Annotated in this window: 19 protein-coding genes; 7 read left to right on the top strand and 12 right to left on the bottom strand. The window is 68.4% G+C overall.

Translation table 11 applies throughout. The annotated features are described in order from the left end of the window. Positions 1-35: 35 nt before the first annotated feature. The gene (locus ACZY0Y_RS02685) at positions 36-617 is read left to right on the top strand and encodes an NUDIX domain-containing protein (RefSeq protein WP_463880461.1); all 582 of its coding nucleotides are present in this window, start codon (positions 36-38) and stop codon (positions 615-617) included. On the opposite strand, the gene ACZY0Y_RS02690 is transcribed toward ACZY0Y_RS02685, so the two are convergent. From ACZY0Y_RS02690 to truB, 3 genes are read right to left on the bottom strand one after another with little or no spacing between them, the layout of a single operon-like run. Next, complete coding sequence (locus tag ACZY0Y_RS02690) at positions 614-1060, bottom strand: hypothetical protein (protein WP_463880678.1); 447 nt, start codon at positions 1058-1060, stop codon at positions 614-616. The genes ACZY0Y_RS02685 and ACZY0Y_RS02690 overlap by 4 nt on opposite strands. A 46-nt stretch (positions 1061-1106) precedes the next feature. Then, a complete protein-coding gene (locus ACZY0Y_RS02695) occupies positions 1107-1460 on the bottom strand; it encodes a hypothetical protein (protein ID WP_463880459.1) in 354 nt (117 codons plus the stop codon). Then, positions 1460-2425, bottom strand: a complete 966-nt coding sequence (truB, locus tag ACZY0Y_RS02700; RefSeq protein ID WP_463956708.1) for a tRNA pseudouridine(55) synthase TruB — start codon at positions 2423-2425, stop codon at positions 1460-1462. The genes ACZY0Y_RS02695 and truB overlap by 1 nt, the downstream gene beginning before the upstream one ends. A gap of 67 nt (positions 2426-2492) precedes the next feature. Here truB and ACZY0Y_RS02705 point away from each other — a divergent pair, with 67 nt between their 5' ends. Both ACZY0Y_RS02705 and ACZY0Y_RS02710 read left to right on the top strand, forming a co-directional pair. Beyond that, entirely contained in the window at positions 2493-3650 is a 1158-nt protein-coding gene (locus ACZY0Y_RS02705; RefSeq protein WP_463956710.1) for a pyridoxal phosphate-dependent aminotransferase, read from the top strand. Positions 3651-3803: 153 nt separating this feature from the next. After that, positions 3804-4007 (top strand): hypothetical protein, encoded by a 204-nt coding sequence (locus ACZY0Y_RS02710; RefSeq protein WP_463880453.1) that lies wholly within the window; start codon positions 3804-3806, stop codon positions 4005-4007. 62 nt (positions 4008-4069) lie between these two features. Here ACZY0Y_RS02710 and ACZY0Y_RS02715 read toward each other — a convergent pair whose 3' ends face one another. The 3 genes from ACZY0Y_RS02715 to ACZY0Y_RS02725 all read right to left on the bottom strand — a co-directional run bounded on the left by ACZY0Y_RS02715 (position 4070) and on the right by ACZY0Y_RS02725 (position 5324). After that, positions 4070-4270 (bottom strand): hypothetical protein, encoded by a 201-nt coding sequence (locus tag ACZY0Y_RS02715; RefSeq protein ID WP_463956712.1) that lies wholly within the window; start codon positions 4268-4270, stop codon positions 4070-4072. 28 nt (positions 4271-4298) lie between these two features. Beyond that, positions 4299-4736, bottom strand: coding sequence for a thioredoxin (trxA, locus tag ACZY0Y_RS02720; RefSeq protein WP_463956714.1), 438 nt, complete (start codon positions 4734-4736; stop codon positions 4299-4301). A 102-nt stretch (positions 4737-4838) separates the two neighbouring features. Continuing rightward, positions 4839-5324: a nucleoside deaminase gene (locus ACZY0Y_RS02725; RefSeq protein WP_463880446.1), complete on the bottom strand. Its 486-nt coding sequence runs from the start codon at positions 5322-5324 to the stop codon at positions 4839-4841. 197 nt (positions 5325-5521) lie between these two features. Between ACZY0Y_RS02725 and ACZY0Y_RS02730 the strand changes: the two genes are divergently transcribed. After that, positions 5522-6673, top strand: coding sequence for a ScyD/ScyE family protein (locus ACZY0Y_RS02730; protein WP_463956716.1), 1152 nt, complete (start codon positions 5522-5524; stop codon positions 6671-6673). A gap of 96 nt (positions 6674-6769) precedes the next feature. Here ACZY0Y_RS02730 and rbfA read toward each other — a convergent pair whose 3' ends face one another. The 5 genes from rbfA to rimP form a co-directional block, all read right to left on the bottom strand. Then, complete coding sequence (gene rbfA, locus ACZY0Y_RS02735; protein ID WP_463880442.1) at positions 6770-7279, bottom strand: 30S ribosome-binding factor RbfA; 510 nt, start codon at positions 7277-7279, stop codon at positions 6770-6772. Between the two features lie 246 nt (positions 7280-7525). Next, positions 7526-10417, bottom strand: coding sequence for a translation initiation factor IF-2 (infB, locus tag ACZY0Y_RS02740; protein WP_160666777.1), 2892 nt, complete (start codon positions 10415-10417; stop codon positions 7526-7528). Positions 10418-10569: 152 nt separating this feature from the next. Continuing rightward, positions 10570-10911, bottom strand: coding sequence for a YlxR family protein (locus ACZY0Y_RS02745; RefSeq protein WP_463956718.1), 342 nt, complete (start codon positions 10909-10911; stop codon positions 10570-10572). A gap of 263 nt (positions 10912-11174) precedes the next feature. Continuing rightward, positions 11175-12155: a transcription termination factor NusA gene (gene nusA, locus ACZY0Y_RS02750; RefSeq protein ID WP_024366138.1), complete on the bottom strand. Its 981-nt coding sequence runs from the start codon at positions 12153-12155 to the stop codon at positions 11175-11177. Further along, entirely contained in the window at positions 12155-12772 is a 618-nt protein-coding gene (gene rimP / locus ACZY0Y_RS02755) for a ribosome maturation factor RimP (RefSeq protein ID WP_463880439.1), read from the bottom strand. Before rimP ends, nusA begins: the two co-directional genes overlap by 1 nt. Positions 12773-12871: 99 nt before the next feature. Between rimP and ACZY0Y_RS02760 the strand changes: the two genes are divergently transcribed. The 3 genes from ACZY0Y_RS02760 (at position 12872) to ACZY0Y_RS02770 (ending at position 16266) form a co-directional block, all read left to right on the top strand. Next, entirely contained in the window at positions 12872-13984 is a 1113-nt protein-coding gene (locus tag ACZY0Y_RS02760) for a DUF4439 domain-containing protein (protein WP_463880436.1), read from the top strand. A gap of 435 nt (positions 13985-14419) precedes the next feature. Next, a complete protein-coding gene (locus ACZY0Y_RS02765; protein ID WP_463880433.1) occupies positions 14420-15151 on the top strand; it encodes a VIT1/CCC1 transporter family protein in 732 nt (243 codons plus the stop codon). A gap of 38 nt (positions 15152-15189) precedes the next feature. Then, entirely contained in the window at positions 15190-16266 is a 1077-nt protein-coding gene (locus tag ACZY0Y_RS02770) for an aminoglycoside phosphotransferase family protein (RefSeq protein WP_463956720.1), read from the top strand. Here the strand turns inward: ACZY0Y_RS02770 and ACZY0Y_RS02775 are convergent. Then, complete coding sequence (locus ACZY0Y_RS02775; RefSeq protein ID WP_463956721.1) at positions 16263-17696, bottom strand: pyridoxal phosphate-dependent decarboxylase family protein; 1434 nt, start codon at positions 17694-17696, stop codon at positions 16263-16265. The two genes, ACZY0Y_RS02770 and ACZY0Y_RS02775, sit on opposite strands and share 4 nt — an antisense overlap. Positions 17697-17760 lie beyond the last annotated feature (64 nt).

Consider the following 17760-nt stretch of genomic DNA (forward strand, 5'->3'; position numbering starts at 1 on the left):
GCAGGTACGGGCACGGTCCGTGGGAAACTGAGGGCATGGACAGCACTGTTGCCCCGACATCCAGCCCGGCCAGCCCCCAAACCGGGCGGCCCGGCGAAGCACACTCCACCGAGCTCCCCTTTGAATTGCGCCGCCCCCTCGGGCCCCGCGATCCAGGCGACGCGTGGGTTGAGGGCGACCGCGGACGGTTCTGGGGGCGATTTGGCTCGGCCGGACTGCTGGTACATGACCCCGCCAAGGGCGTCCTCCTCCAGCACCGCGCCCTGTGGAGCGACAAGGGTGGCACCTGGGGTCTCCCGGGCGGGGCCCTGCACGAGGGCGAAGAAGCAGTCGACGGCGCCCTGCGGGAGGCCAAAGAAGAAGCCGCCGTGCCGCCGGAGAACGTGCGCGTGCTGTTCACCTCGGTATTCGACGTCGGCTATTGGAGCTACACGACTGTCGCCGTCGAAGTTATGGACGCGTTCGAACCGGAGATCAGCGACCCCGAAAGCCTGGAGTTGCAGTGGGTGCCGGTCGAGCTCGTCGGCGGCAAGGACTTGCATCCCGGCTTCGGCGCGGCCTGGCCAGGCCTTCGCAGCAGGCTCCTCAACGCGGGCACACCCGGCTGGGCCTCTTAGGCCCGTTTCGGGGCCGGACGGCGGCGGTACAGCCAGATGAGGCCCAGGATCGGCAGCAGCAGCGGGATGAACGCATAGCCGCGGCCAAACAGCGACCAGACCGTCTCATGCGGGAAGTTGACCGGGTCGAACACGCTGAGCGCCCCGACCACCAGTACACCCACCAGTTCCACGAGCACCGCCGCGACGGAGACCTTGAACCAGGTGCGGCCCGCCTTCGCGAGGGACACCGTCGCCACGAGATAGACGACGGCGGCGAACGCCGACAGCAGATACGCCACGGGGGCCTCGGAAAACTTGGTGAGGATCTGGTATCCCGCCCGGGCCGTCGCCGAAATGGCGAACACGGCGTAGACGGCGATCAGCAGCCGGCCGGGGCCGGTATTGCGGGTATCCCGCGCCGTCCCGGCCGGGGCCGCCGCCGGGTACGGCGTCGTTCCGATGTCCTCGTGCGAAGGTTTCGCCGTCACGTTTTTTGCCTCTTCCACGTCAGTACCAAATCTGATTCATCCGGGCGGCCATCACCAGCGCGGTGACGCCGACGGCGGCCAGCACGAAGTTGCTCCAGCGGGTGCGTTCCAGGATGGCCCAGTACACCGCGCCGACCGGCAGCAGGAGCGCCGTCAACAGGTAGCCCCAGAACTCCCAGGGCTCCCCCGCGATCTGTTCCCCGCCCGCGACCCGGATGATCGAACCGACCAGGTACACCAGCAGGGACAGTTCGACGGCGGCCACCGAGAGGATCGTCGTGTCGTTCGGGGCCTTCTTGAGGATGGCCGCGGTCAGGCAGACGACGGTGGAGACCAGCCCGACCACCAAAATGATGTAGAAATACGCGTCCACTACTGCCCCGCCTGCGGTTCCACAGCCGGCTGCTTCGGGGCGCGCTTCTCATTGTCCGGGGCGAAGACCAGCACCGGTTTGGCGTAGCTCCCCTTGTCGGCGAGCAGTGCCACGAGCGTCCCGTCCGGGGCGAACGCGGCGGCCGGAGTCTCCGGTGTGGCGGCCCCGGGCGTGCCGGCGGCTGCTCCTGCGGCGATCCTGCGGCCGAAGGAAATCTCGGTAGTTTCCTCGTCGCTGAGTTCACGGTTGGGCATGAGCGCGCGCGCGGCCTGGGACATTTCGAGCATGTCCAACTCTTCGGCGAGCTGTTCGAGGGTGTGGGCCTGGTCCAGCGTGTAGGGGCCCACCTGGGTCCGGCGCAGCGCCGTCAGGTGCCCGCCGACGCCGAGCGCCTCGCCGAGGTCGCGGGCCAGCGCCCGGATGTAGGTGCCGGAGGAGCATTCCACGGTCACGTCCACGTCCAGCGCCTCGACGTCTGACTCCCCCGCGTGGACGCGACGGATCCCGTGGACCTCGAAGCGGTGGACGGTGACCGGCCGTGCGGCCAGCGTGACCTCTTCGCCGGAGCGGACCCGGGCGTAGGCGCGCTCGCCGTTGACCTTGATGGCGCTGACGCTGCTGGGGACCTGTTCGATCTCACCAGTCAAGGCGGCGACGCCGGCCCGGACCGCACCCTCGGTGACCGAGGCGGCACTGCGGGTGGCTGTGACCTGGCCCTCGGCGTCGTCGGTGACAGTTGATTCGCCCAGGCGGATGGTGGCCGTATAGGTCTTGGAAGTGCCCACAATGTAGGTCAGCAGGCGGGTGGCCTTGTTGATCCCGACTACCAGAACACCCGTCGCCATGGGATCCAGGGTGCCGGCGTGGCCCACCTTTCGGGTACCGGCGAGCCGCCGCATCCGTCCAACCACATCGTGGCTGGTCCAGCCTTGCGGCTTGTCCACTATTACCAGTCCAGAAAGCACGCTCCCCAGTATATCTGCGCCGGAGCTTCCCCCGGCGCCGGGAGCCGCGGCGGATAGGATGGCAGACATGCCCGAGCTTGCCGCCCACGTCCGCGACGTCCCCATCAACCAGATCCGCGAAATCACCGAAGCCGCCTGGGGAACCCCCGGCGCCATCGTCCTGAGCATCGGCGAACCGGGTTTCGCCGTCCCCCGCCATATCCTCGAGGCCGGGATGGCGTGCCTGGACCGCGACGAAACGAACTACACCCCCAACGCCGGCATCCCGGCCCTACGCGAGGCGTTCGCCGCCCGGTTCCGGGAACACAACGCGACACCGGTCGGAGCGGACCGTGTGTACGTCGTCGACGGCGCCCAGCAGGGCCTGCACTTCGCGATGAGCCTGCTGCTCTCGCCGGGCGACGAAATCCTGATCCCGAATCCGGGCTACCCGACCTTCGCGATGACGTCCAGCCTGCTGCACGCCGTCCCGGTGCAGTACCCGCTGTATCCCGAGCACGACTTCCAGCCGCGGATCGAGGACATCGAGGAGCTCATCACCCCGCGGACCAAGGTGCTGATCCTCAATTCACCATCCAACCCGCTGGGCGCCGTCCTGGGCGAAGAGCTCACCCGCAGCCTCGTGGAGCTGGCCGTCCGGCACGATCTGTGGATCATCTCCGACGAATGCTACGAAGCGTTCACGTATGACGTTCCGCATGTGAGTCCGGCCCGCTTCGACAGCGACATCCCGGGTGAAGCCCGCGTGTTCACCTCGCTGACGCTCTCCAAGACCTACGGCCTGACGGGGCTCCGCATCGGCGCGCTGGTCTGCCCGCCCGGCCTGGAGCAGAAGATGAACAACGTGATGGAGGCGATTGTCTCCTGTGTCGCCGCGCCCTCGCAGTACGCGGCGCTGGCGGCTCTGACGGGCCCGCAGGACTATGTCAGCCACGCCCACGCACACTACCGGGCCAACCGGGATGCTGCCTCGGCCGTGTTGGCGTCCAAGGGCATCCCCTTTCTGACGGCGCAGGGGGCCTTCTACCTCTGGGCAGACGTGTCCCACGTCAGTGGCGGGGACGTCCGGGGCTGGGTCCGGCGCTTCCTGGCCGATTCCGGCGTGTCCTTCGCCCCCGGCACCGCGTTCGGTTCGATCGGCGAGGGCTGGATCCGGATCGCGCTCTGCAGCAGCCAGGCCGATCTCGTCGAAGGCCTCCGCCGGCTTCCGGCACGGGTAGGCTAGACGCCGGCCGACAGACCCGTCTCCGGGGTCCTTGTCCCCTACCGCCGCGGCACCGCAACTCCTAACCTGAGCGCAGCGCAATGAATTTCGCGCGGGGTTCCGCGGGCTGCCGTTCCGGAATTGGTGCTTGAGCGTTTGGTCAGGGAGGTTCACATGTGGTGGCAGGACTTGCTATGGGGCATCTGGAACGGGCTTACCGCCTGGATTGTGTTGATCGTCCATGTCTTCGGGCAGTGGAGCGAGTTCCCTTTCTACAACACGGCCCGAGCCGGTAACTGGTATGACTTCGGCTTCCTGCTGGGGGTGGGTTCGCCCCTCCTGGGTGGGTTGGGTGCCCGGGGCAGGCGGCGCCGCTGAGCGGGAGCCCCGCTGACTCTCTTTGTCCGGTTCTCCGTTTTAGTCCGGTTGGCCGGGGGGCCTCACAGCATGATCTCTTCTTCCGGTGACAATTGCGCGGCGGGCGCGCGGGTGAAGGACAGCTTGACGATGAAGTGGGCCTCAGAGCAGTTCTGCGCGATGATGGCCCCTGCCCCGCCGGCCAGCTTCACGCCGAAGCTGTCATCCGCGGCCTCGACCAGGACCGTGCCGGAACCAACTTCGTAACGCAGGATTGCGGTCATTCTTTCCTCCATCTGGCCAGTGGGACGGTCACGGTTGGCCCGCTGCCAGCGCGCCGTCGAGCCATTGGCGCAGGGCCGCTGCCGGCGGAGCACCCGCCTGGCGGGCCACGACGTTGCCGTCCCGGATCAGCAGCATGGTCGGAACGGCCTGGATATCGAAGCGCCGCGACAGGCCCGGCGACTTGTCGACGTCGACCTTAACGAGTTTCACCCGGCCGGCCCGCTCGTGGGCCAGCTTGTCCAGCACAGGGCTGACCATGCGGCAGGGACCACACCAGGCGGCCCAGAAGTCGATCAGGGCCGGCGTCGAGGACTGCTCGGCGATAACACCGAAGTCCGCGTCCCCGGCGTCGACGATCCAGGGCAGGTCCTTCCGGCAGTTGCCGCAACGTGGATGGCCGGCGGCCGCCGCAGGAATCCGGTTGGTCTTCCCGCAATGGGGACACGCGATCAGGCTGGAGCCCACGGCCCGCCGCCTTCCCGAGTCCCCGCAGTCATGGTTCCATGGGACGCCACCGCACGGGGCGGGCATAGAGTCCAAAGTCCCCCGGACGCAGACGACACGATTTCAGTACTCGACGCGGTCGGGGTTGGCGCGCCAGGCCTGGAAGGGAACCTCAGACGCCGGAACGGCCGTGTGGCGGACCGGCATGAGGTCCGGCCGGGTTCCGTCGAAGTATTCGTAGAAGAGCGCGTCGTCGAAGCCGGCGGCAGCCGCGGCGTGACGGTCCGCAGCGAAGTAGACCCGGTCCACCCGGGCCCACAGGGCAGCGGCGAGGCAGAGGGGGCACGGTTCGCAGCTGGCATAGAGCACGGCACCGCTGAGATCGAAGTTGCTGGATGCGGCGGCGGCCGTGCGGATGGCCACCACTTCGGCATGGGCTGTGGGGTCGTTGTCCCGTGTGACGCGGTTGACGCCCTCATGGATCCGCCCGTCCGCTGTCACGACCAGCGCTCCGAACGGTCCGCCGCCCCCGGCCACACTCCCGGCGGCGAGCCGGATCGCACGGTCCAGGAAGCGGTTGACATCGGGGGCGGAGGGTGGCGTGAGCATGGTCCGATCATAGCCAGCAACGGCATCCGTTACGGAAGATCCGGACCTGCCGCGAAGCCATCGACTTTGCGCCTCCCAGGGCCTACTATCCGGTTGAGGGGGCCGCCGTGACTAGTCCGGCGGCCGCTGTACCGGTCTCAGGGGTCTCACGGGTCTCAACACAGTGGATATTTCATCATTCGCCACGGGAGCCAACCATGAGAAAGAGTTTGTCATTGCTAGCCACGGCCGCAACCGCAGCCGTGCTCCTCACCAGCGGGACAGCCGCCGGCGCGGCCCCTGTCGGGAACGGCCGCGGGAACGGCGGAGAGACAGCGCCCGTGGTGCTCACCGGCAGGCTGGTGGGGCCGCTTCATGTCAGCGCCGGCCACCACGGCTCCGTGACGGTGAGCGAGTCCTTCGCCGGCAGGCTGACGCGGGTCGACTCCGAGGGGAACCAGAAGGTCCTCTACGAAACCCCTGACTGGAACGTTACGGGCAACGCCCAGTGGAACGGGAACACCTACGTCCTGGAGAGCCAGGGCGCAGGACCCGACCCCGCTGAGCTGGCCGGCCACGTCCGGATCATCGACGACGACGGACACCAGCGGACGCTTGGCGACTTCGCGGCCCTGGAGACGGAGGACAACGCCGACGGCACAACCCGGTACGGCTTCCGTGACCTGCCGGACGGCTGCGCAGCGCAGCTGCCGGCCAACATGCCGGCCAACTACAAGGGTGAAGTGGATTCGCATCCGTACGCAATCGCCGTCACCGATGGGGCCTTCTACGTCGCCGATGCCGGGGCCAACAGCGTGGTGTCGGTTGATGCCCGGAGCGGCAAGACCGAGACCGTCGCTGTGATGCCGCCGCGGTCCTACAAGATCACCCCGGAGGCCGCGGCCTCCAACGGCCTGCCCGACTGCGTTGTGGGAACAACCTACGACTTCGAGGCGGTGCCGACCGACGTCGCCGTCGGCCCCGATGGCTGGCTGTACGTGACCTCGCTTCCGGGCGGTCCGGAAGATCCGGCACTGGGCCCGCGCGGGGCGATCTTCAAGGTAAACCCGGACGACGCCGAGGTGAAGCTCGTGGCGGAAGACATCATGTCGCCCACGGGACTCGTCCTGGACGACGACGGTGACATGTACGTTGCCTCGCTGTTCGGCGAGGGCGGCCTCAGGATCGACCCGGACTCGGGCGAACAGACAGTGGTGCTCGCGGCTGCCTTCACCGCCGACGTCGACCTCCGCGGACACATCCTCTATGCCACGGTCAACGCCCTGCCCGGCTCCGGAGGCCCGCCGGACGGCCAGGTCATGTACCTGGATCTGGAGTCCGGGCGGCACGACGGCTCGGCGAAGTCCTGACGCAACGGCGCGCGGCTGAACAGGAACGGCCGGTCCCCCACCGGGGCCGGCCATTTCCTTGCAGTCCTGCAGTGGTGCAGGACAAATGTTGCTGGACTACTTGTTGGTGTCCTCGTCGACGTCGTCTTCGTCGATGAGGTCCAGGTCCTCTTCGTCGAAGTCGTCCTCGTCGAGCTCCACGTCCTGCGGTGTGTCGCTCTTGTAGGGGTCGGCGTCGCCTGCGTGCTTTGCGCTGGCGGCGAGGGCGGCCACCTCGGCGTCACGCTTCTTCGCGGCCCGGAGCAGTTCCTCCAGGTTAGAGGCGTTCACGGGAATCTGGTCCGCCACGAACTCGAGGGTCGGGGTCAACCGGACGGTGATGTTCCGTCCAACTTCCTGCCGCAGCACGCCCTTGGCTTTCTCAAGCCCTTTGGCAGCCTCGGCCTGGACCAGCTGGTCACCGAACACGGTGTAGTAAATCGTGGCGTGCTGCAGATCATTGGTCACACGCGCATCGGTAACAGTGACGCCCTCAAGCCGGGGATCCTTGACCCTACGACCCAGGGCCTCAGCAACAACAACCTTAATCCGCTGCGCCAACTTGGCAGCCCGTGCGGGATCAGCCATTTCCACTCCTAAAAATTTGGATGTACGACGGCGCCTGAACGGTTGCCGCACACTTGTTGGGTTTGTTGCCACGCGCCTAAGGCGAGTCTACGACGGACTCCCGTTGGGTTTTTCCCGGCGGCCTGGGAGTGGCATCGGGCCTGTCGGAGCCGGACGGTTTGCGATCGAAGATCGAAAACCGTCCGGCGAAGGGGCGGGGCCGCCGGGAAAAACCCAACGGCCCCGCACCTGTAACGCTAAGACACCTTAGACGCGCGGCTTCTCGCGCATCTCGAAGGTCTCGATGATGTCACCTTCGGTGATGTCGTTGAACGAGCCAAGACCGATACCACACTCGAAGTCCGTGCGGACCTCGGTGGCGTCGTCCTTGAAGCGCTTGAGCGTCTCAACGGTGAGGTTGTCACCGATGATCTTGCCGTCGCGGGTGACACGGGCCTTGGCGTTGCGTCGGATAACACCCGAGCGGACGATCGAGCCTGCAATGTTGCCGAACTTGGAGGAACGGAACACTTCGCGGACCTCGGCGGTGCCAAGCTGGACCTCTTCGTACTCCGGCTTGAGCATGCCCTTGAGGGCTGCCTCAATGTCATCAATTGCTGCGTAGATGACGGAGTAGAAGCGCATGTCCACGCCTTCGCGGTCTGCCAGTTCGGCAACACGCTCGGCGGGCTTGACGTTGAAGCCGATGATGACGGCGCTGTCGACCGTTGCCAGGTTGACGTCGTTCTGCGTGATCGCACCGACACCGCGGTGGATAACGCGGAGCTGGACACCCTCGCCGACGTCGATCTTGAGCAGCGCGTCTTCGAGGGCTTCCACGGCACCGGACACGTCACCCTTGAGGATGAGGTTGAGGGTGTCGATCTTGCCATCGGCGACGGCCTGGTCGAAGTCTTCCAGGCTGATGCGCTTGCGGCGCTTGGCCAGGGCGGCGTTACGGTCCGCAGCTTCACGCTTCTCGGCGATCTGGCGGGCGGTGCGCTCGTCAGCGGTCACGAAGAAGGTGTCGCCGGCGCGCGGGACGTTGGACAGACCCAGTACCTGCACGGGGCGGGACGGGCCTGCCTCGGTCAGTGCGCTGCCGTCGTCGTCGAACATCGCACGGACGCGGCCGTGGGCCGTGCCTGCCACGATGGTGTCGCCGACGTGCAGGGTGCCGGACTGAACCAGGACGGTAGCAACCGCGCCGCGGCCCTTGTCCAGGTTGGCTTCAATCGCGATACCGCGGGCGTCCTTGTTCGGGTTGGCGCGCATGTCCAGGGCTGCGTCTGCGGTGAGCAGGACAGCCTCGAGCAGCTCGTCGATGTTCAGGTTCTGGCGGGCAGAGACCTCCACGAACATGGTGTCGCCACCGTACTCTTCCGGAACCAGTCCGTACTCGGTCAGCTGGCCGCGGACCTTTTCCGGGTTGGCGCCTTCCTTGTCGATCTTGTTCACGGCCACGACGATCGGCACGTTGGCCGCCTGCGCGTGGTTGAGGGCTTCGATGGTCTGCGGCATCACGCCGTCGTCCGCTGCCACCACGAGGATGGCAATGTCGGTGACCTTCGCACCACGGGCACGCATGGCGGTGAACGCCTCGTGGCCCGGAGTATCGATGAAGGTGATCTTGCGATCGGTACCTTCGTGGGCATGCGTGACCTGGTAGGCACCGATGTGCTGCGTGATGCCGCCGTGCTCGCCCGCCATAACGTCGGACTTGCGGATGGCGTCGAGCAGGCGGGTCTTACCGTGGTCAACGTGACCCATGACAGTGACGACCGGAGGACGGGCCTCAAGTTCCTCGTCGCCTTCGGCTTCCAGCTCGGCATCGAAGTCGATGTCGAAACCGGAGAGCAGCTCGCGCTCCTCGTCTTCCGGGGACACGACCTGGAGCTTGTAGCCAAGCTCCTCACCCAGCAGGGCGAAGGTCTCTTCATCCAGCGACTGCGTGGCGGTAGCCATTTCGCCGAGGTGGAAGAGGACGGTCACCAGTGCTGCGGGGTTCGCCTCGATCTTGTCGGCGAAGTCCGTGATGGACGAGCCGCGGCGAAGCCGGACTACAGTGTTGCCGTCACCGCGGGGCACACTGACGCCGCCCAGCGACGGGGCACTCATCTGCTCGAGTTCCTGGCGCTTGGCACGCTTCGACTTGCGCTGCTTGCCACGGCCTGCACCGCCCTTGCCGAAAGCACCCTGGGTGCCGCCGCGACCGCGGCCGCCCTTGCCAAAGCCGCCGCCGGCCGGAGCGCCGCCACCGGCACCGGGAGCACCGGTACCTGGAGCGCCACCCGGACGGCCCGGACCGCGGGCCCCGCCGCCGGGACGTCCTGCACCAGCGGGTGCGGGACGTTCGGTGCGGTTAGGCATCATGCCGGGAGTCGGACGGTTTCCGCCGGCCCCTGCCGGACGGCCAGCGCCTGCTGCGCCGGCCGGACGCGGAGCGCCCGGGCGTGCGCCCGGAGCGCCGCCGGTGCGGGGAGCACCGGGACGGGGACCACCAGCGCCTGCTGCGGGACGCGGGCCGCCGGGGCGTTCGCCCTCGGTGCGGCTTCCGCCCGGACGCGGCATGCCCTGGGAAGGAGCGAACGGGTTGTTACCCGGACGCGAGGGACGTTCGTTGTCGCCGCCGCGGCCCCGGGGCATGCCCTGGGAGGTCGCGAACGGGTTGTTGCCGGGGCGGGGACCGCCCGGGCGGGGCGCCGAGCCACCCTGGCGTGCCGGAGCAGCCGGGGTTTCAGCCTTGGGTGCCGGACGTGCGCCGGGCTTGACGCCCGTCGACGGTGCTGCCGGAGCCTGGGCCGCCGGAGCTGCCGGGGCGGCGGGGGCCGCAGGGGCGGCACTGGGTGCCGGAGCAGCCGCTGCCGGAGCCGGAGCTTCAGTCTTCGTTTCCGCAACCTTGGGGGCGGCCGGAGCCGGCGCAGGCGCCGGACGGTTTGCCGAGGGGCTGGCGGGTGCCTTGGGGGCGGACGCAGGCGCTTCGGACTTCGAAGCTGCTGCTGCGTCGGGGAAGGCGTTGCGGAGTTTCCTCACAACGGGGGCCTCAATGGTGGAAGAGGCAGAGCGAACGAATTCGCCCAGTTCCTGCAGTTTGGTTACTGCATCTTTGGAAGTAATACCGAGCTCTTTAGCGAGCTCATGTACGCGGACCTTGGCCACATTTCTCCTGTCTCGGTCCGCACCGAGCCAGGCACGAACCGTCTACTTCTTACTGCGGACCTCCGCCGCGAGTGCAGCTGAAAGGTCCATTGCAGAGCGCAACAAAGTTGTCATCGTTGCGCACTCATCGCTGGGAACTCATCGGGTTTCCATCAGTTTTCTGACCCGCTTTCAGGTTGGACGGTTGTTGCTGCGGCCACCGGGGTGTCCACGGCTTGCGTGCCCGCCATGATCCGGCGTTCGACGTCGGCGGTTCCGGCAGCGCCGTTGAGGGCGCGTCCGAACGCTCGACGTTTGACCGCCAGTGCCAGGCACTTTTCGCTGGGGTGCAGCCATGCACCCCTGCCAGCCATCCGGCGTCGTTCGTCGACTACGACAGCGGATGAACCGCTGCTGTCGGCGACGAGCCGGAGTAGCTGTGACCGCGTGCCCTTCTTCCGGCATCCGATGCAGGTACGTTGCGGCTGATTCCCGAGGTGTTGCACGTGTGCCACTTACGAGTTTCTTCCTGCCAGTACATATCTGCCGACCCGGAGTCCTGAGCCTGCCAGGCCAAGGGGTTGTCACCAACACCTTCGCCGGACGCAAACCCGGACGCGCAAGGGACACGCGGATACCGGCCGTGAGGCGCGGTCATGTCTATTCTAGCCCCTCGAGCGGCCGGACCCCGAACTTACGGGGCCCGGGACGCCGGCGGGCGGGCCCGAAGTCCGGCCCTTTTGTTGTGACCCCTTTGCTGGGGCCGCCACGGTGGGGCCTATTTGTCGCGGCTGACCGCAGCGTCAGAGACGATGTCGATCCGCCAGCCGGTGAGCTTGGCGGCGAGGCGGGCGTTCTGGCCCTCCTTGCCGATGGCGAGGGAGAGCTGGTAGTCCGGGACCACCACACGGGCCGAGCGGGTTGCCTCGTCCGTGATGGTGACCGAATTCACCCGGGACGGGGACAGTGCGCTGGCGATGAACGTCGCGGGATCGTCGCTGTAGTCGACAATGTCGATTTTTTCGTCGTTGAGTTCGTTCATGACCGCACGGACACGCGATCCCATTTCACCGATGCAAGCACCCTTGGCGTTGATGCCGGGGTTGTTGGCTTTGACGGCCATCTTCGTGCGGTGTCCGGCTTCGCGGGCCAGGGCGACGATTTCCACGGAGCGGTCCGCGATTTCCGGGACTTCCATTTCGAAGAGCTTCCGCACGAGGCCCGGGTGCGAGCGGGACAGGGTGATGGACGGGCCCTTGGTGCCGCGGTGCACGTCGATCACGAAGGCGCGGAGCCGGTTCCCGTGGGTGTACTTCTCCCCCGGCACCTGCTCGGGCGGCGGCAGGAGTGCCTCCACCGTGCCCAGGTTGACCTGGATCATGTGCGGGTTGTTGCCCTGCTGGATGGTTCCGGCAACAAGTTCGCCCTCGCGGCCCTTGAACTCGCCGAGGACGTTGTCGTCCTCGACGTCGCGCAGGCGCTGCAGGATGATCTGGCGTGCAGTGCTGGCGGCGATGCGGCCAAAGCCTGCGGGTGTGTCTTCGAATTCGCCGATGGGGGCGCCGTCGTCGTCGATCTCCGTGGCCCAGATGGTCACGTGCCCGCTCTTGCGGTCCAGCTCGGCACGGGCCTTCTCGAAGGCTCCCGGCGTCTTGTGGTAGGCCACCAGCAGGGCCTGCTCGATCGTCGGAATCAGGAGATCCAGCGGGATTTCACGCTCACGCTCCAGGAGTCTCAGTGCGCTCATGTCAATATCCATTAGGCCTCCTCAGAAGGTCCATTGTGTGCGTTCTCCAGGCCAGCCTCTTCGAGGCGGCTGAACTCTATCTCGACTTTTCCACTGCGGATCCTGTCGAAAGGAAGCTTGATGGGCTCACCCTGTTTGGGCTTCATGCCCTTCTTCACGGTGATCTCCGGGACCAGGGTGACGCCCTCGTCATCGACGGACTGCACCCGGCCCGTGACGTTCTCGCCCTGCAGGACATTGACCTTGACCATCCGGCCGCGGGCACGGTGCCAGTGCCGCTCTTCGGTAAGGGGACGGCCGACGCCGGGAGAGGAAACCTCAAGCTCGTACGGGCGCGCGTCGGTGCTGGGATCGTTGTCCAGGATGTCGGAGAGGGTCTTGGAAATCTCGGCGATGACGTCGAGGCCGACGCCGCCGGCCTCCTCCTGCGGCAGGTCCACCACCACGTGGACCACCCGGTTGGCGCCGGCGACGTGAATGGAGACGTCCTCGAGGTACAGCCGGTTTGCCTGGACTTCGGGCTCCAGGAGGGCATGCAGCCGCTCGGCCTCGAAGTTGTGGGCGGGTGCGGCTTCAGCCTTACCCGTTCCGGTCCGGTCTGTTGAAGTCGTGGCTTCTGGGTTGGTCATGATGCCGGCCGCCTCCCGCTCTAGATGATGTTGTGTGTACTAGCCTAGCGATTTTCCGGGCGCCGTGGTGCACTTCAGTTCCCGGCCGGCATGAGGAGCATGACAATATGGTCTGTTGTGAAAGACGACAGCAGGGAAAAGCGGCGGCGGGAGCTCATGCCCCGCATCGCGCTCCTTGCCTGCCTCGCCCTCGTGGTTGCCAGCCTTGGCCTGGCCTGGAGTCCCGGAAGCCCCAAGGAACCCGCCGAACCGCCGTTTTCCGAACAGGCGCGGTCGGCCGCGCTAACCGAAACCCTGCGGCTGCGTGCCGCCGGCGAGCAACTTGGCAAGTCCGCCGCCGGCGACCCACAGCCCGCCGTGGCGCGGACTGTGAGTTTGCTGACAAGCCATTCCCGGGCCCTCCTGGTGCCGGGCCAGGACGCACCGGCCGCCCCTTCGTCGCCGGGCTTTGGCACTGCTGCCGCCCCGTCTGCTGTTCCGCTGCCCGCGTCCGTGGCCGCGCTGGCAACCGAACTGGCGGCCAGCGCCTCGCAACGGCTCGCCGACGCCGCCGTGGCCGACGGCGGAATGGCCCGGTTGCTTGCCGCCGTCGGGACCGCCCAGCTGCTCCAGGCGTCCTCCCTCGCCGCCGCCGCCGGGGCGCCCGCGCCCGTGGTGTCCGACCCCGCCGCACCCCGGCTGTCCGGCGCGTGCCCCAGTGCCGTCCAGGCATCGCCGTCGTCGTCAGGGTCGTCGTCAGGGTCGTTCCCAGGGTTTTCGGCCGGCGCGGATGCTGCGGCCGCGTCCCTTCCCGGTGCGCTGGCGGCGACAGTCGAGACCGAACTGGAAACTGTCTACGGCTACCAGGTGGCCCTGACCCGGCTGGGTGGTCCAGCGGCCGGCCCTGCGTCGGAGCAGCTCGCCCGGCATGAGGCCCTCGCCGCCGGCGCGGAAGAACTGAGCCGGATGCATTGCGCACCCGTCCCGCCGCGCGCAGCCGGGTACACGATTGCGCCGGCGTTCCTGGCCTCTCCCGCCGCAGGCCTCGGCGGACTGGAGGCCTCGGCGCTGCCTGTCTATGGCGATCTGGTTGCCCTGAGCGAGGGCCAGACCCGGCAGTGGGCGATCGCCGGCCTCGTGGGTGCCGCGCGCCGGTCCGCCCTCTGGGGTGCGGACACCGGCGTTCTTCCCGGCCTGGCGGCGGACCCGGACGGGTTCCCTGAGCTTCCCTAGCCCTTGCTGCGCTACTTAGCTCCTTCCTCTTCCACGTCCTGCGCTCCTCCCCTCCGTCCCGCCGGCCGTCCGGGGCGCCTTTGAGGTCCGTTGGCCACGAAACCTGTCCTGAACCCGGCGTGTCCGCGCCAAAGTGCCCCCGCTGCGCAGATCGCGTCCGGCCCCAGGACCCGAGGCGGCGGGGACCCGAGGCGGCGGGGAGTTGGGGCTGCGGGGAGTTGGGGCTGCGGGGGCACGGCCGCCGGGTGGCGGCCGTCCGGGGCGCCTTTGAGGTCCGTTGGCCACGAAACCTGTCCTGAACCCGGCGTGTCCGCGTCAATGTGCCCCCGCTGCGCCGCACACGGGTGGCGGGAACCGCTGTGCTGACGTGCAAGCCGCGGCTAACTTAGGCTCGTAATACTGGTGGGCCGGGGGCGCCGGTGGTTTGCTGTAGTCATGGACAGTCAAGCCACCCCCACCCAGCACGAGAACGAGCCCCACCACAACGACATCGCGCACCGCCTCAACTGGCTGCGCGCAGGTGTGCTGGGCGCCAACGACGGCATCGTCTCCGTCGCCGCGATTGTGGTCGGCGTCGCCGGCGTGACCACGGACTCCGGCCCCATCCTTATCGCCGGTGCCGCCGGCGTTGTGGGTGGTGCAATCTCGATGGCCCTGGGCGAATACGTGTCCGTGAGCAGCCAGAAGGACAGCCAGCAGGCGCTGATCGAGAAGGAACGCCGGGAACTGGCCGAACAGCCCGAAGAGGAACTTGAGGAGCTCGCCGCCATTTACCAGGGCAAGGGCCTCAGCGCCGACACCGCCCGCACTGTGGCCTTGGAACTCACCGCCCACGATGCCCTCGGCGCCCACCTTTCCGCCGAGCTCCACATTGACGAGACGGACATTGTCAGCCCCTGGCACGCCGCCTTCGCCTCCGCCGCGGCGTTCCTGGTCGGTGCGGTCCTCCCCATGCTGGCCATCCTCCTGCCGCCGGAAAACATCCGGGTGCCGCTGACGTTCGTGGCTGTGCTGGTGGCTCTGGCCCTGACCGGAGCCATCGGCGCCTGGATCGGCGGCGGTTCAAAGTCCAAGGCGGCCATCCGCGTGGTGATCGGCGGCGCGGCAGCGCTGATCGCGACCTTCCTGATCGGCAGCTGGCTCGGCGCCAGCGGCATCACGGCCTGACAGTCCTGCCCCGCGGCCGGGCCAACTACGCTGGATCTGTGATCCAGCCTGCAGACGTCCCGATCCCGCCCGAGCTCAGCCGCCGCTACGGCGCCAGCGCCAGCGGCCGCGACTGGCTGGCGTCGCTCCCCCGGCTGATCCAGCAGTCCCTGGACCGGTGGCAGCTCGAGCTTGAGCTCGCTACCGGCGCACTGCCCTGGAACGGCCACGGCGCCATCGTCGTCCCGGTGCGCCGTCGCACCGGTGCCCCAGCCGGGGTGGCCGCCGAAGGAGCTGCCGGCGCTGCAGTCCTCAAAATTGCCTATCCGCACGACGAAGCGCTGGCGGAACCGCAGGCCCTCGTCCTCTGGAAGGGGGACGGGGCGGTGCGTCTGCTGGCGCACGACGCCGGTGCCGGGGCGCTGCTGCTGGAGCGCCTGGACCCCGTCCGCTCGCTTCAGGATGAGCCCGTGGACGTGGCGGTGCCGGTGTGGGGTGAGCTTGTTCGCCGGCTGAGCCTGGTGCCCGACGGCGGGCCGGCCTGGCGGGCGTTCGAACACGTGGCGGCCAGGGCCGAGCAGTGGAGTGACGAACTGCCGGCGACCTGGGACCTTCTGGGCCGGCCGTTCCCGCGCTGGCTGCTGGAAGCTGCGCTTGAGGTCTGCCAGACGCGCGGAGCCGTCGGCCGCCGCTCCGGCCGCGACGTGCTGGTCCACACCGACCTGCACTACGTGAATATCCTGGCCCGGCCCGGCCGTGGTGGCCCGGAAAGAGGCGCACCGAAACCGGCCGACGGCTGGGCCGCCATCGATCCGCAGCCCATGATCGGCGAAGCGGAATTCGCGGTGGCACCCTTGCTGTGGAACCGGATTCCTGAGCTGCCCCGGGCGGATCCGGAACAAGGCCTGCTGGAGCGCTGCCGTGACTTCAGCCTGGCCGCGGGCCTCGACGCCGACGTCGCCCGGCAATGGGCCCTGGCCCGCGAGGTCGACAACGCCCTCCGGTATGCCGCGAAGCCGGGCCATGAGGGCGATCTCGCCCGTTCGCTCTGGGTGGCCAGCACACTGGCCGGCCGCACGCTGCCGGAGCTTCCCGCACCCCACGGGCTGCCGGCGCCGGGCGACGCAGGCAGCTAGTCGTTCTGGCCGCGGACCGCGGCCAGGGCGTCCCGGACGGCGTCCACGGCAACCGCCACGTCGGCGTCGTCCGTGCTCCAGTTGCTGACCGAGATCCGGAGGATGTCGCGGTCCCGCCAGCGCGAACCGGACATCCAGACCCGGCCGTCGGCGATGATCCGGGCCGTCACGGCGCGCGTGGCGGCGTCGTCGCCGAAGGCCAGCGAGACCTGGGTGTAGTCGACGTCGTTGAGCACCTCGACGCCGTCGAGCGCGGACAGCTGCTCCGCCAGTTGCGCAGCGCGCTGCACGAGCGTGCGGACCTGGCTGGCGACGCCGTCCCTGCCGAGCGACTTCAGGGCCGCCCACACCGGGACGCCGCGGGCCCGGCGGGAGAGTTCGGGGACCTTCTCGAACGGGTCCGCCGTGCCGTCCGCCGCCTGGATCAGGTAGCTGGTGTGCACGCCCATGGCGGAGCGCAGGGCCTGGACATCCCGGCAAACCGCGATGCCGCAGTCGTAGGGGACGTTGAGCGTTTTGTGCGCGTCGGTGCCCCAGGAGTCGGCGAGTTCCAGCCCGGCGGTCAGTTCGGCGAGTTCGGGGACCGCGGCGGCCCAGAGCCCGAAGGCGCCGTCGACGTGTACCCAGGCACCGTACGATTTTGCGACGGCGATTGCCTCGAGGAAGGGGTCAAAGGCACCGGAATGCAGGTTCCCGGCCTGCAGGCACACCAACGCCGGGGCCCGCCCGGAGTTGTTTCCCCGGCTTGGCGCGCCGTCCAGCGTGCGCCCGAGGGCGCGGTCCAGTTCCCCGGGGATGATGCGGCCCTGCCGGTCCGCGGCGACGGCCGTGGGCCGGCCCAGCCCGAGGTACCGGAGGCCGAGGTCGATCGTGTCGTGGCGTTCTTGGCCAACGAAGCAGTGGATCCTGGGGCCGCCGGCGAGGCCGTTGACGTCCAGGTCCCAGCCTGCCTCCGTCATCAGGCGCCACCGCGCCGCGGCGAGGCCGGTGAAGTTGGCCATGGTGGCGCCGGTGGCGAAGCCGACGTCGGACTCTGCCGGCAGCCCCAGCAGCTCCAGCAACCAGCCGCCGGCGGCCTCCTCAATAGCGGCAGTCGCGGGAGTGGCGTAGCGCAGCCCGGCGTTCTGGTCCCACGCGCTGACCAGCCAGTCCGCGGCCAGGGCCGCCGGAAGGGTCCCGCCGATGACCCAGCCGAAGAAGCGGCCGGAGGGCATGGCCATCAGTCCGGGCTCAGCCTTCGTTGCCAGGTAGTCCACCACCTCGGCCGCCGGCATGCCCTCTTCGGGCAGCGGCCCGCCGAAGTCGGCCGCGAGGTCCGCCGCGGTCACGCGCGGGCCAACACGGCGCGTTTCCTGGCTCTCCAGCCACTGGCGTGCGTGCCTGGCCGCAGCTTCCAGGGCATCGCCGTAGCGTTCTTCCGGTGCTGACATAGCTGCATGCTACGCCCGCGGGCACGGTACGGGCAGCCCTCACGGGAGCGGGCACCGGTGCGGG

This window comes from Pseudarthrobacter kochi, assembly GCF_055412805.1.

Bases quoted from the DNA above. Each gene is read 5' to 3' on its own strand.
- ACZY0Y_RS02685 (WP_463880461.1), top strand. From the start codon at position 36: ATGGACAGCACTGTTGCCCCGACATCCAGCCCGGCCAGCCCCCAAACC.
- ACZY0Y_RS02705 (WP_463956710.1), top strand. From the start codon at position 2,493: ATGCCCGAGCTTGCCGCCCACGTCCGCGACGTCCCCATCAACCAGATC.
- ACZY0Y_RS02710 (WP_463880453.1), top strand. From the start codon at position 3,804: ATGTGGTGGCAGGACTTGCTATGGGGCATCTGGAACGGGCTTACCGCC.
- ACZY0Y_RS02715 (WP_463956712.1), bottom strand. From the start codon at position 4,270: ATGACCGCAATCCTGCGTTACGAAGTTGGTTCCGGCACGGTCCTGGTC.
- ACZY0Y_RS02725 (WP_463880446.1), bottom strand. From the start codon at position 5,324: ATGCTCACGCCACCCTCCGCCCCCGATGTCAACCGCTTCCTGGACCGT.
- ACZY0Y_RS02730 (WP_463956716.1), top strand. From the start codon at position 5,522: ATGAGAAAGAGTTTGTCATTGCTAGCCACGGCCGCAACCGCAGCCGTG.
- rbfA (WP_463880442.1), bottom strand. From the start codon at position 7,279: ATGGCTGATCCCGCACGGGCTGCCAAGTTGGCGCAGCGGATTAAGGTT.
- nusA (WP_024366138.1), bottom strand. From the start codon at position 12,155: ATGGATATTGACATGAGCGCACTGAGACTCCTGGAGCGTGAGCGTGAA.
- rimP (WP_463880439.1), bottom strand. From the start codon at position 12,772: ATGACCAACCCAGAAGCCACGACTTCAACAGACCGGACCGGAACGGGT.
- ACZY0Y_RS02760 (WP_463880436.1), top strand. From the start codon at position 12,872: ATGACAATATGGTCTGTTGTGAAAGACGACAGCAGGGAAAAGCGGCGG.
- ACZY0Y_RS02765 (WP_463880433.1), top strand. From the start codon at position 14,420: ATGGACAGTCAAGCCACCCCCACCCAGCACGAGAACGAGCCCCACCAC.
- ACZY0Y_RS02775 (WP_463956721.1), bottom strand. From the start codon at position 17,696: ATGTCAGCACCGGAAGAACGCTACGGCGATGCCCTGGAAGCTGCGGCC.